This is a genomic window from Nocardiopsis endophytica (assembly GCF_027706725.1).
GTDB classification, from domain to species: domain Bacteria; phylum Actinomycetota; class Actinomycetes; order Streptosporangiales; family Streptosporangiaceae; genus Nocardiopsis_A; species Nocardiopsis_A endophytica.
In genome coordinates this window covers 31,624-44,760 of sequence record NZ_JAQFWQ010000001.1, presented here as the reverse complement: position 1 = coordinate 44,760, position 13,137 = coordinate 31,624, and the positions used below count along the sequence as shown (strand labels likewise).

Annotated in this window: 10 protein-coding genes and 1 CRISPR repeat array; of the genes, 3 read left to right on the top strand and 7 right to left on the bottom strand. The window is 68.6% G+C overall.

The genetic code is table 11. The features are described from left to right. Nucleotides 1-260: 260 nt before the first annotated feature. The 3 genes from O4J56_RS00190 to O4J56_RS00180 all read left to right on the top strand — a co-directional run bounded on the left by O4J56_RS00190 (nt 261) and on the right by O4J56_RS00180 (nt 3,289). On the top strand, nt 261-1,658 hold the full coding sequence (locus tag O4J56_RS00190; protein ID WP_270682956.1) for a helix-turn-helix domain-containing protein: 1,398 nt from the start codon (nt 261-263) through the stop codon (nt 1,656-1,658). After that, nucleotides 1,655-2,200, top strand: a complete 546-nt coding sequence (locus O4J56_RS00185) for a flavoprotein (RefSeq protein ID WP_270682955.1) — start codon at nt 1,655-1,657, stop codon at nt 2,198-2,200. Before O4J56_RS00190 ends, O4J56_RS00185 begins: the two co-directional genes overlap by 4 nt. A 531-nt stretch (nt 2,201-2,731) precedes the next feature. After that, on the top strand, nt 2,732-3,289 hold the full coding sequence (locus O4J56_RS00180) for a hypothetical protein (RefSeq protein WP_270682954.1): 558 nt from the start codon (nt 2,732-2,734) through the stop codon (nt 3,287-3,289). Nucleotides 3,290-3,852: 563 nt separating this feature from the next. Beyond that, nucleotides 3,853-4,616: direct repeats of the CRISPR family, unit length 37 nt; unit sequence GTTGCGATCCTCGGTCGCCGCTGAGGGCGACCGCCAC. 131 nt (nt 4,617-4,747) lie between these two features. Here the strand turns inward: O4J56_RS00180 and cas2 are convergent. The 7 genes from cas2 to cas3 are packed head-to-tail and all read right to left on the bottom strand — an operon-like array spanning nt 4,748 to nt 12,270. Beyond that, on the bottom strand, nt 4,748-5,038 hold the full coding sequence (cas2, locus tag O4J56_RS00175; RefSeq protein WP_017540923.1) for a CRISPR-associated endonuclease Cas2: 291 nt from the start codon (nt 5,036-5,038) through the stop codon (nt 4,748-4,750). Continuing rightward, on the bottom strand, nt 5,039-6,061 hold the full coding sequence (gene cas1c, locus O4J56_RS00170) for a type I-C CRISPR-associated endonuclease Cas1c (protein WP_270682953.1): 1,023 nt from the start codon (nt 6,059-6,061) through the stop codon (nt 5,039-5,041). Next, nucleotides 6,054-6,710, bottom strand: coding sequence for a CRISPR-associated protein Cas4 (cas4, locus tag O4J56_RS00165; protein ID WP_270682952.1), 657 nt, complete (start codon nt 6,708-6,710; stop codon nt 6,054-6,056). Before cas4 ends, cas1c begins: the two co-directional genes overlap by 8 nt. Further along, nucleotides 6,707-7,609: a type I-C CRISPR-associated protein Cas7/Csd2 gene (gene cas7c, locus O4J56_RS00160; RefSeq protein ID WP_270682951.1), complete on the bottom strand. Its 903-nt coding sequence runs from the start codon at nt 7,607-7,609 to the stop codon at nt 6,707-6,709. The genes cas4 and cas7c overlap by 4 nt, the downstream gene beginning before the upstream one ends. Further along, on the bottom strand, nt 7,606-9,387 hold the full coding sequence (cas8c, locus tag O4J56_RS00155) for a type I-C CRISPR-associated protein Cas8c/Csd1 (protein ID WP_270682950.1): 1,782 nt from the start codon (nt 9,385-9,387) through the stop codon (nt 7,606-7,608). The genes cas7c and cas8c overlap by 4 nt, the downstream gene beginning before the upstream one ends. Before the next feature lie 4 nt (nt 9,388-9,391). Next, complete coding sequence (gene cas5c, locus O4J56_RS00150) at nt 9,392-10,078, bottom strand: type I-C CRISPR-associated protein Cas5c (RefSeq protein ID WP_270682949.1); 687 nt, start codon at nt 10,076-10,078, stop codon at nt 9,392-9,394. Then, nucleotides 10,075-12,270, bottom strand: coding sequence for a CRISPR-associated helicase Cas3' (cas3, locus tag O4J56_RS00145; protein WP_270682948.1), 2,196 nt, complete (start codon nt 12,268-12,270; stop codon nt 10,075-10,077). The genes cas5c and cas3 overlap by 4 nt, the downstream gene beginning before the upstream one ends. Nucleotides 12,271-13,137 lie beyond the last annotated feature (867 nt).

Genomic DNA, 13,137 nt, shown 5'->3' with positions numbered 1-13,137 from the left:
GCGCACGCCACGTAGCGGCGTGCGGGGACCGGTCCCCCAGCAGAGCCGACGACGAGGAGCTTCCTCGGACGCAGCATCTTGCGACCGCGTCCACGGCAGTGCTTGCACTTGGCAGTGGGGGTGTCGTTCATGGAGACGACGATTCCGGTTCCGGCCGCTGGAACCCATCCCGTGCGGGTATCCCTGCTGGGGATAATGGCCGTGGCCGATGTGACTCCCCCCGATCGGAGGCCGTGATGGCAGGGCGAGCATGGGAGGGCGTGACCGTGCCCGCTTGGGCGTGGGAGCGCGAGGAGGCCCGCGGCCTCCTGCAGGCACGTGACGTGCCCGGACTTCTGCGGTTCGCCCAGCGGTTCGGCGGGGCCAGCCAAACCCGGCTCGCATCCGCCACCGGGATATCCCAGGGGCGGATCAGCGAGATCCTGAACGGGCGGAAGACGGTCGTCGCGTTCGAGGTCTATGAGCGCGTGGCCGAGGGCATCGGCATGCCGGACACCGCACGCATGCTCTTCGGACTGGCTCCCAAGGACGTCGCGGCATTCACGGCGAACAGGCCGCCCGCCACCCAGGCAGAGCAGGCCGTTCCGCCCCAGTTCGCCCCGTTGCGTGAGGAGGCAGACGAGGACGTGCGGCGCAGAGACTTCGTCGGACTGGCCGGGGCCACCCTCTTCCAGGCGGCGACCGGCCCGGCACTCTCTTTCGACGACATCGCAGCAGCCCTGACCAGGTACGCAGGCCCGCCGGCCGCGGGCCCCGCCGCGCGATACGACGTGGCCGGTCTCTCCAAGGACGTGCACCGGGCCAAGGCCGGATACCAGGCGTGCCACTACACCGCAGTCGCCAAGCGCCTTCCCCAACTACTCAGCCGCTTGGACGACGCAGCATCCGCCCTTGAAGGTGACGAGCGCTTGCGGGTACACACCTTGCGGGCCGAGGCCTACCACGTCGCGGCCAGCGTCCTGCTCAAGACCGAGGAACGCGGACTCGCGTGGCTCGCGGCCGACCGGAGCATGCGCGCAGCCCGGGACAGCGAGAACCCGACGACCGCCGGAGCAAGCGCACGCGTCCTCACCCGCGCGCTCATGCGCGACCGCCACTACCGCGCCGCAGCCGATTTCGCATCGGATGCCGCGCAACGCGTCGCCGAAGGCACCGAAGAGCACACGCCGGACTCCCTGTCCGTCTACGGGGCGCTTCTCCTCAGCGGGTCCGTCGCGGCGGCCCAACGCGAGGACCGCGCCCAGGCCCTCATCCTGCTTGAGGAGGCCGAGGACGCCGGGCGAAGGCTCGGGGGCGACCACAACTACCAATGGACGGCGTTCGGTCCGACGAACGTGCTTCTCCACCGCGTGAACGCAGCGGTGGAACTGGGCGACGCGGGCAGCGCCATCGACTACGCGCGCCGCATCGACTTGGACAACATCGACGTCACTGAGCGCAAGGCGATGCTCTTCGTCGACGCGTCCCGCGCCTACAGCCAGTGGGGAAAACTCGACAAGGCCTACCAGGCACTCGCCACCGCCGAGCGGATCGCGCCGGAGGAGTTGGCCACCCGCCCGATGGTGCGCGGCCTGTTAGACGACCTCCGGTCCCGCTCGACCGGCCATCTGCACACCAGCATCACCGAACTCGCCGAGAGGACAGCCACAACCCGATGAGCGCCGAGACGAAGACCGTCTACATTGTCGTCTGCGCAGCCGGACCCGCAGGTGACGTGGGCAAGCTCATCGACATGGCCCACGAACGTGGATGGGGCGTCCAGGTGATCTCGACCCCGTCCGCCCTGGCCTTCATCGATACTGAGGCGTTGGAAAAGCAGACGGGCCGCCCTGTCCGCAGCGAGCACCGAGCGCCAGGATCCCCGCGCAGCCCGAAGGCCGACGCGATCATCATCGCACCGGCCACCTTCAACACCATCAACAAGCTCGCGAACGGCATCGCGGACACCTACGCCTTGGACGTCGTCAACGAAGCGATCGGGCTTGGCATCCCCGTGGTCATCCTGCCGTTCACGAATGCGGCCTACTCCCGCCGTACCCCCTTCCAGAACAGCATCACAGCACTGCGCGCGGAAGGAGTCCCCGTCCTCATCGGCCCCGAAGGCTTCGAGCCTCATGAGGCCGGGAGCGGTGCGGGCAAGCTCCAAGAGTTCCCCTGGCGCCGCGCCCTGGACGCCCTTCCCGCCAGTTCAGCGCCCTGATTGCCGAATTGGGCTATATGAGATCAAGGGCGAAGGTGCTTCGCGCCGTCGCGCCCAGCTTGCCGTCCGCCGCTCGGGCTGCGGGCTGCCGCCCGGTCCCGAGCGGCGGACGGCCGCTGGGGCCAGCCAGGGCGCGCGCCCACTCCGCCCGCTCCGGGGTGCGCCGTCGCGCCCTGACCGCCATGCAGAGCGGTACACCTAGCCGGGAACATCGGCTGAGGACTGGTAGTACCAGGGGGCTCTCGCCCCCATGGACCCCCAGGGCCCGCACGGAACCTGGCGCGCTCAGGACGTGCGGAGGCGCGGGAGACTCGCGCCAGAACCCGCGCGGGATCGACCTGCGGCCGCCGACTTTCTCAGCTTCAACACGGGTAAAATCCTCGGCAGCCAACCTCTTAATCGCCTGCAGGTACTCCTCTACCTGCACCAGAGACACGAAACACGACTCTCGGGAAATAAAAGATCTAGCCGCACCCCTTTTACCTAATCCACTACAAAATTACCTATAGCCCGCGATTGGAGATAGGGAAAATGAACACTACACTAATTGGACTTATCGCTTCCCTGCTTGGCGTAACCCTGGGAGCGGCCCTGCAGTTCGCGCACGCAAAGATCACCCGAGCATGGCAGATAGAAGATCAAGCCAGAGAGCTTGATTTCCAGAAGAAGGAGCGCACGGACAGCGAGAGGAGGGTCAAATACTCCACCTTTCTAAAAAATTTACAGACTTTTCAAACGAAATCGAACTGGATGAACATCCTGGGAGGCCCTCGCTCCCCCCAAGATCAAAACAGCCCAACATTGACCGAATTTAATGCGACTAGCAAGGAATGCGTCGCAGCAGTCGAGCAGTTAATCTACTCATTCCACGAAGTCCAAATGGTAACTGAGAGCAAAAAGACTCAACTGACCGCAAGGGCAATCATCGCTGAAATTACTAAATTCAACCCGAGCAAGCTGATGGACGGTTCCCCTCAAAACACGCAAGAGAACATCAGCTTCCAGAACCATCTAGCGATTCTAGGGAATGCGTTCCTGTCTGCCAGTCGCGAAGAACTAGGGGTCGATTATCAGGATATTCCCGAATAGATCGGATCCGATTAAATACCTATAGGCAGACCTGCCTGACGTCCCCTAATATTTACGACAGGACAGAAGGTATAGGTTGGACCCGTGAAGAACGATGAGATGGTCCGCCCCATTACTTTCCGGTGGCACCAAGACCGAGTGCTTCGGACCGGGACCGTGGTTGCTCGGGCCTTAGGTTGCTCCACTTGTGGTTACACACGGCGACAGACCTCGGGCGCTCGCGGCGTGCCAGATTCGTGCCAGATGTGGTGGACGATCACGGGAACTCACGGAGACTCAGCCGACGAGCCGCCACCCCAGTGCAGGTCAGAGGATCGCCATGTCGGCCGCCCACCAGCACCTTTGCTTCCCAAGCTGATAACGCGGGTTCGATTCCCGTCATCCGCTCCACAAAGAAAAGGCCAGGTCACCCGGTAGATTCCGGGACCTGGCCTTTGTCGTTTCCACGGTCGGAACCAAGCATCCTGCCCGCTGCGTGCCACATACACGCCACACCCGGCCAGCCGAACCAGGGCCGGGTCACGTCCCGGAGAGTGGTGCAATTCCACCAACACACTGCCCGGTACCCGATCCTCGGTCACCGCTGAGGGCGACCGCCACGACCTGCGGGAACAGTGGTACGCGTAAGCGAACGTGTTGCGATCCTCGGCCGCTGCTGAGGGCGACCGCCACCGCGGCAGCGATAGCCTAACCACCATCAACCCGAGACGTTGCGATCCTCGGTCGCCGCTGAGGGCGACCGCCACTGAGGATGTTGTCGCCCCAGGTGTCCCAGATGGCGGTGTTGCGATCCTCGGTCGCCGCTGAGGGCGACCGCCACCGCGCCCACCGGCCGACGGTTTCGGGGGCGACCTGGTTGCGATCCTCGGTCGCCGCTGAGGGCGACCGCCACCATCGCGTACGTCGCCACCAGGCACGCCCACTTGGTGTTGCGATCCTCGGTCGCCGCTGAGGGCGACCGCCACGGGGCCGTCTACGGTCAGCCCTCACAACCCGAGGGAGTTGCGATCCTCGGTCGCCGCTGAGAGCGACCGCCACGACGAGTCCAAGGATGTCCTCTGGCTTCCGAAGGAGTTGCGATCCTCGGTCGCCGCTGAGGGCGACCGCCACTCGGCCACCTCACCGGGCTCGGCGCCACCGGCCGGTTGCGATCCTCGGTCGCCGCTGAGGGCGACCGCCACCACGCTCTTCGCGCTCAGCCATCGTCTCATTCGCGGTTGCGATCCTCGGTCGCCGCTGAGGGCGACCGCCACCCCACGATCGCGATCACCAGGATGAGCAGGTACAGCAGTTGCGATCCTCGGTCGCCGCTGAGGGCGACCGCCACAGCGCCTGAAGTGGCGAAATGCCCCCGAGCGCGACGGTGAACCCCACGCGCGAACCGGACTCTCCGCCATCAAAAGGCGCAAAACTCCTTGAGAACCTCCCCGGGACTCCATAGGCACCGGAGGTTCCCAACTACAGCACCAGCGCATCATCATGCGGCAGCGCACGGGCTCGTCCCATCGTTGCCACCGCTTTGAACGACCCGCGGTTCATCCGGTACACCCGGATGCTGTCCTCTTCCTCGTCGATGATGCGCGCCAGCTGGTCGTTCAACCGCACCAGGTCCGCCTCGCCGCACACGACCTCGAACACCGACTTCTGCACCCGCATCCCGAACCCCTCGCACAGCTTGGCCACGCGGCGCAGCCTCTGGGCGCCCTCCGGGGTCGTGGTGGCCACGTCGTAGGTGATGAGCAGTTCCATTCACACCGTCCAGGGAACATAGCCCGGCAGCTCGTCGCGCAGGTGGCGGGCCATCAGGCGGGCCTGCACCGAAGGCATCAGCGCGTGCTGGACCCTGCGTCCCAGCACCCGGTGCGACTGGTCCTTCCGGCGGTGCTGCTGCCATTGGGTGAGCACGACCTTGCGCCCCTCCTCGGTCAGCTGCACCGCCCCGCCGGGCAGGGTCTCGAAGTGGTCGGGGTTCACCTGGCGCCGGTTGACCAGGGTCAGGGCGAGCCGGTCGGTGATGACGGCCCGGAACTCCTCCATCATGTCCAGGGCCAGCGCCGGTTTCCCCGGCCGGATACCGTGCAGGAACCCCACGTACGGGTCCAGCCCCACCTGTTCGCAGGCGCCGTGCACCGTGGAGCGCACCAGCCCGTAGAGGAACGACAGCAGGGCGTTGACCGGGTCGGTCGGCGGGCGCTTGATACGCCCGGGGAAGGTGAACCCGCTCTCCGGGCGCACCATCAGGGCGAAGGCCTCGAAGTAGGCCCGTGCCGCGAATCCTTCGGCCCCGAACAGCTCGCCGATGTCGGCGGCCCCGGCCGCCGTCTCCAGAGAGCCTTCCAGCGCGGCGGCCTTGTCCCGCAGCTCCTGCTTGTGCGTCGTGGAGTCGCGGGCACCCCTGAGCAGGACCTGCCTGCTGTTCTGGATCTTGCCGGCCACGCAGGCCCGCGCGATCTCCAGCCGCTTGGCCTCGTCCGCGTGGGCCAGGTGCTGGCAGTGGCGCAGCAGCACGTTCCCTCGGGTGGGCCCTTCGACGCGGTAGCGGTACCTGCCGCCGCGGGTCATCCACACGATGGGGCGCCCGTCCTGGGCGCAGCGGTCCTGCAGGGGCGAGGTGACGTGCACCTCCCCCATGGCCACGATCGATTCCAGTCTCAGCAGCGGCAGCGTGGTCCGGCCCTCGGTCTCGGGCAGGACGATGCGCACCGTGTCGCCGTCCAGGTGCAGGGAGGCTCCCGGGGTCTGGACGTAGAGGGTGTTGAGGAGTTCAGTCATCCCACTCGGTCTCCTCGGCGGGCCGGTACAGGGCGGCCAGGTGGCGCTGGTAGCGGGCCTGTCCGGCCAGGACTTTGGGCATGCAGGAGGTGTTCATCGAGCAGCGCCGACAGCGGGCGTCGGCGGCCGGGGGCGGCAGGACCGAGCCGGTCATGACGGCGCGCACCTGCTCGACGGCCGAGCGCACGCGCTCGCGCAGTTCCTCGTCGACGGCAACGGTGTGGCGGCGCCGGTCGGCCATGGAGTAGACGGCCGCATCGGCGATGCGGGTGTCCATGCGCTCCTCCAGGCACATCGCCTGCGCCGCCACCTGGACGTCGGCGGCCCCGCCCGGCTTGTAGGCCCCGGACTTGTACTCCACCGGAAGGACGGTGCCGTCGGGGAGGAGCTCCACCACGTCGCACACACCGGTCATCCCCAGGCCGTGGTGCCACACGGGCAGGGCCCGCAGGGTGCGCACGCTGGGGCGGGACTCCTGTCCGGGGTCGTGGACCCGGTGGTGGGCCAGGGTGCCGCGCACCGTGGCGGCGTCGTCAGCGAAGCCGTCCTCCAGCAGGATGAGCCCGGCCTGGCGGGGGCAGTAGTCGTAGTGCTCCAGCGCGGACAGGGGCACCGGCAGCAGCTCCTGCGCCCCGCCTGCGGTGCTCACCCGGCGACCAGCGGCGTCAGCGTGATGCCCTCGGGCAGGCCGTCCTCGTCGGCGGTGATCTTGTAATCGCTGAAGGAGCGCACCGGACGCTGCTGGTGCTCGTCAACCAGGTCGGCGTGCACGCGGTCGAAGAGGGTGTGGGCCGGGGCGCGGCCGAAGGCGTCGTCGTGGGTGAACACGTACAGCCCGCGCATGGCCATCTCCCCGCGGGAGGAGGCGCGGTCGTGCTCGAACATCATGGTCATGGCCCGCCAGAAGGACTCCATGTCGTCGGCGGTGACGCCGGTGCGCTGGGCCAGTGGGGCGCTGAAGTGGCCGAAGCCCTGGTAGAGCCCGTAGGGCACGGTGTGCTTGTTGCCCATCTCGGTGGACTCGCCCTTGTCGATGTCGGCGGTGCGGGTCTGGGTGATGCGGGTGATGCCGTGCTCCTGTTGCAGCACCGGGTGCAGGGAGCGGGAGAAGGTGAGCTGGAGCGGTCCCTGGACGCGCCCGGCGGGCTTGTCGCCGGTGCTCATCACCGCGCCGAACATGCGCACGTCGAAGAAGGTCTGGCACATCCAGTCGCGGGCGCGGGGCTGGTTGCCGGCGGTCTGCTTCTTGTCGTTCTTGTCGCCCTTGAGGCCCAGTTCGGTGTAGGCGCGTTCGTGCTGGGAGTTGAGGGAGACCCCGGCTTCGACGTAGATGTCGAAGCCGGGCTGGCCCTGCTTGAACAGGGGGATGGTGTTGCGGATCTTGCGTTTGAGGGCCACGTCGGTGACCAGGCCCTGGCCGGTGTCGGGGTCGGTGCGCGGGGCGCCTGCGGCGTCCGGGTCGCCGTTGGGGTTGCCGTCGCGCACGTCGAAGAAGAAGACGAAGTCGTGCTTGCGCTCGGGGTCGAGGTGGGCGGGCGTGGTGGTCATCGCTGCTCTTCCTGGTCGGTGCCGCCGTTGGCGTGGGCGCGGCGCTGGCGCTGGTCGTGGGAGTGCTGCTGGTAGTAGCCCAGGCTGAACAGGGACTGGCCCTCCTGGTCGAGGGTGTCGGGCAGCGGGCCCTCCAGCAGGTCGTGCAGGGTGCAGATGGTGGTGAAGTAGGCGTGCTGGGCGGCCTTGTCCTTGGGCTTGCCCGAGGCGCGCAGGCGGCGCAGGTGGGCCTGGGACTTGTCCAGGAGCGGCTCCATCCGGGAGCGCGGGGTGGCCTTTGCCGCCGAGAGCCACTTGTCGGCGATGGTGCTGTTGGGGCCCTCGCCGGTCTCCGGGTCGCGCAGGGCCCGGTACTGCAGGGACTCCAGCACGGCGAAAAGGCGCCCGGCCACGTAGGCCGGGTCGGGGCGGTCCTCTTGGAGCACGGGCGGCACCTCTCCGTGGTCGGTTGCGAATGTGCGGTTGAACAGCAGGCGCAGCAGGGCGGCGCGGGGGTGGTCGATGCGGCCGTCGGCGCCGATGCGCTGGTTGAGATGGGACAGCAGGGACCGGGGTGGCACGGTGTCGTTGAGGGCGGCCAGCATGAGCTGGCGCTGGGCGCCGTCGGGTGCGGTGTCGGGCAGGTAGCGCCACCCTTCGGCGGTGTCCCGTCCACGGCCCAGTGATGCGGCCATACGCCAGACCGGGACGGGGCGCGGGCCGTCGCTGCGCCAGTCCTGGACCTGGTGGTCGTCGAACCAGGACGACAGCTTGTCCAGTTCCTGGCGCAGGGCCACGTCGATCCAATCGCGCACGATGACGCGGCTCTGGTTGACCGACAGGATCAGGGCGTGGAAGCGGTTGGCGTCGATGTCCCGGGCGCCGCTGGTCCCGCGCGGCTTGTCGAGTTCGGCGAAGACGTGCGCGACGTCCTGGGCCTCGGTGGCCTCGAACAGGTCCATCACCGAGACGGCGGTGGGCTCCTTGAGCCACCAGGTGATGACCGAGTCGGGCATGCGGTAGCGGTGCCGGCGGTCGGCCAAGAGCGCGTTGAGCACGGCGGACGAGCGGGCCCCGCAGGCTTCGCACACGGGGATGTCGGAGAGCTGGATGCGGCCCCCGCGCCCTTGGGCCGAGGTGTTGACCGACACCAGCTGGGCGTCGCGGCCCCGGCTGGAGCCGGTCGGGATCAGCCCGGCCTTGACGGGTTCGGGAAGCGAGTCCAGCAGGGGGCGGTCCTTCCCGCAGGATAGGCACTGGCCCTGCCCGGCGCGGCCGCTTTTGCGGGCGGTGACGGTGGCCTGCCAGGCCTGCTGGGCGGCCGGTTGCAGGTGCGGCCAGGGCTGCCCGGACACGTCCACCGCGACCAGGTCCGAGGGTTTGGCCTTGCCCGGCTCGACCGCCCGGTGGTGGCCGCCTTCGAAGCAGGCCAGCACGGCGCGGGCCGTGGCGTCGTCTCCGGCGGCCTGAGCCCACTGCCGGAGCAGGTCGATGTAGGCCTCGTTGCGGCGCCGGGCCTCTGTGCGGGCCTTCTCGGTGTCGGTCTTGGGGACGCCGAGCACGTACTCCAGGGTGTCGACCAGCAGGACGGGCGGGGGTTTGGCCCCGGAGCGGTAGACGTAGGGGGCGTTGAGCTCGATGCCCGTGGGGTGGTCGGCACCGGCGAGGTCGAGGAGCTCCGGGGACGGCCGGCCCTGCGCGTCCAGCTTCAGGCACCAGCGGATGGTGCGGGGGCGGTAGTGGGCCGGGGGAAGGTCCTCGATGTGGGGGGCGTGGTCGGCCAGGGCTTTGAGCAGCACCGCTTCATCCCCTCCCGCCGGTGCGCCCGGAGGGCGAGCCGGGCAGCTCGCCGCCGCGCTCGGGGACGTGCAGGACCCCCTCGGCCATGGCGGCGTGGAACCAGCGGTAGGCCTCGCGCTTGGCGCTGTAGTCGATGCTGTGCAGCATCACCCCCAGGTCCTCGCTGTCGGCGATGGGCGCGCGGTCGGTGGGTTTGAAGAAGGAGGCGGAGAATTCGCGGGTGCCCAGGAACGGCTGGCTGAAGCAGGCCCCGCGTTCGACGCGGCGGCGGAACTGGTCGCGGTATTTGGCCGGGTGGGCGTCGGCGTGGTCGCGCAGCCGGATGTGGGCGTGGATCCGGTAGGCCACGTCGCGCAGGGCCTTCATGTGGCGCTGGTCGCGGTGGGCTTCGACGTCGAACCGCTCGGCCGGGTCGTCCATGGCCTTGCGCACCCAGTCGGCGGAGGTGGTCTGGTCGACCTCGTTGCGCCGCACCGAGACCCACCGGATGGGTTTGAGGACCTCGATGCGCTCGATGCGGTAGGAGAACTCGGGCTTCCAGAAGATCGCTTCGAGGACGCCTTTGGCGGCCGAGGGGGTCATGACCGGGTAGCTGAACCGCTCGGTCTTGAGCTCGGGGCGGGTGAAGCAGGCGAAGGGGCCCTCGACCTCCACCGCCAGCGGCGGGGACCCGGGGGGTGGGCTGGTCAAAACACGTACTCCTTGGTATCGGCGATCACGATGCCGCGCTCGTCGTCGTAGTCGCCGAGCCACTCGTACAGATCGCCTACGACGGGGGCGAGCAGCCCGGCGGCCTTGCGCTCGGCCAGGCCGCGGGGAAGCGTGGCCGTGAAGGGGCGCAGTTCGCGCAAAAGCCCGCCGGGCGGGACGCCCTGGCGCAGCAGGCCGAGCATTTCGCGGACGCGTTCGGCGTCTTCGGCGTAGCGAGTGGGCACGGCCACGACCGGGATGCTCACTTCTTTGATCATCGTGAACAGCCGGTCGGCCTCGGGGAAGTCGGCGTCGCGGCGGGCGTCCTGGATCTTCTGGCCGTCGTTTTCGACGTTGGTGTACTTGAACCGGTCCTTGTAATAGGCGTCCATGACGTCGGGGGAATCGGGCCAGGCCTTTCCAGGGCCGAAGTGCTCCCGAGTGGCCTCCAGCGCGGCCCCGTAGATGAACTCGCCGCCGCTTGAGGCCTTTCCGTCATCGCCGATCAGGTCGAAGACGACCACCCGGCCCTGTTCCAGGCGCCCGGAGCGGTTGCACCGGCCCGCGGCCTGCTGCAGCGACTCGGCCGGGGCGAAGGCGCGGAAGACTTCGGGAAAGTCCAGGTCCACCCCGGCCTCGACGAGCTGGGTGGACACGACCGCTGCCGGGGCTCCCGCATTGTTCAGCTCGGTGATCTGGGCCAGGACGTCCTGGCGGTGGCGGGCCACCATGCGGGTGGACAGGTGCAGCACCGGCCCGTCGGCATGCCGGTGCCTGCTGATGCCTTCGTGGAGTTCCTGGGCCTGGCTGGTGGTGTTGCACACCACCAGCACCGAGGGCGAGGCGGCAGCGTGTTCGGCCAGCTCCTCACGGGTGGGGGCCGGGTCGGTCCACCACGAGTAGGTCACCCGCGCCAGGCGCCGGTACAGCGGCGCCGGGTCCTCGATCACATCGCTGGCGGGCACGTCTTGGAAGGGCGAGAGGTCGAAGAAGGCCGGCTGGGTGGCCGAGGCCAGCAGCACAGTGACCCCGAAGTGCTCGGTCAGCGTGCGCAGCATCGACAGGATCGGCACCAGCAGCCGGTCGGGAAGCGACTGCACCTCGTCGAGCACCAGCACCGAACCGGCCAGGCGGTGCAGCCGCCGCATCGCCTCGGGCTTGTGGGAGAACAGGGACTCGAACAGGCGCACCGTGGTGGTCACCACGAACGGGGCGTCCCAGTTCTCCGAGGCGAGCTTGGCCCACCGATTCCCCGGACCCCCGTCGGAGTCCAGATCGATCCCGCTGTGGTGCTCCAGCACCACCGGCTCCTGCCCGGGGGCCTCCAGCAGGTCCCGGTACTCCTTCGCGTTCTGTTCGGTGATCGTGGTGAAAGGGACGGCGACGATCACCCGGCCCAGCCCGTGGCGGCGGGCGTGGTGTAGCCCGAAGGCGCCCGCGGCATAGGTCTTGGCCGAACCGGTGGGCGCGGGCATCCGGTAGATGCCCTGCGGCCCTTCGGCGGCGGCCACGGCCTGCTCGTAGACCCAGGCGCGGTCGGCGTCCACCGGCGACGGCGCGCGCCCCTCCAACCGGGCCAGGCGGGCCTGCTCGTAGCGCTCGACCAGGTCTCCGGCGGCCACCGGGTGGTCGGGGCGCGCGATGGCGTCCATGTGCTCGGCCGTGTCGAGCCGGTCGGCGTCCACCACCGTGCTGAAGACCATACGCACCAGAACGTCTGTGACCAGCGGGGCGGAAGTGAAGGCGTCTTGGACCCAGGAGGGGAGGCCAGGCCCCTCTAAGATCTCGGGCACCACCTGCGAGACCCGGTCGATGGCCTCGTCGACCGACGCCTTGTGGTCGGTGCGGGCCTCTCGCAGCGCCGTCTTGAGCTCGGGGCGGCACTGCAGGCCGCCGTGGTGCCCGAACACCACGTTCGCGAGGGGCCCGAGTCCGGCCTTGAAGGCGAGGTGGGAGCCGGCGTGCTTGTGCGGGATCCCCACGCGCCCGCCGGAGGCTTCGGCCCGCAGGAGCCCGTTCTGCCAGGCGCAGCTCCCCTTGCCGACGTCGTGGACCCGACCGAGGTATCCGGCGAGTTCACCTGCATGGAACCGGGCACCGTAGCGACGGGCCCGCTTTTCGGTCCCGCGAAGATGATCAGCAAGGGTGTGACGCTCACCGACGTCATTGGCGCTGTGGCCCCAGATCTCCATGCAACCGTCCCGGAGAAAAGCCGTCTGGCTGGAATGCTCGGAACGCTAGCCCACCCCACCGACACCCGCCGGGGTTTCTGTAAAAATCACTCACAAGCAGCCGAAATGCCGCGTACCCCCTATCGAACCGCAAACGCCTGGGGAGGCCGGGCCGCCACAGGACGGCCCGGCGCTCTCCACAAGCAGTGGATATTCACCCCATGAAGTCCGGCCAAGTTGCGATCCTCGGCCGCCGCCTTGGGCGACCGCCACTCCGGTGTCACCTTGCGGGGCCACTCCGGGGAGTACAGGTTGCGATCCTCGGTCGCCGCCTTGGGCGACCGCCACCGGGACGACCTCCAGGAGCTGGCCGATGGTGCCGGTGTTGCGATCCTCGGTCGCCGCCTGGGGCAACCGCCACTGAATTCCCTGGGCACTCCCGCCAGCTCCGCAATAGTTGCGATCCTCGGCCGCCGCTGACAGCGACCGCCACCGGTAAGGAGCCGAGAACCGCGCACGTCCGAGGAGTTGCGATCCTCGGCCGCCATCGAGGGCGACCGCCACCACAGAGCAGACAGGAGACCCGTCATGTCCCGCATCGTTGCGATCCTCGGTCGCCGTCTTCGGCGACCGCCACGCCATATGGCCGGGACGCTGATGGGCGTCAACGTGGTTGCGATCCTCGGTCAGCCGCCTTCGGCGACCGCCACCTTCCCAATGGGTCCACCGGCAGGTGTCGGGGTTGATCTTGCGATCCTCGGTCGCCGCTGAGGGCGACCGCCACTACGACGGGACCTCGCGCCGCCTTCGCGCCCACTATGTTGCGATCCTCGAGCGCCGTCATCGGCGACCGCCACCGCGAGGGGCTGGAGACCGAGCGCCGCCCCA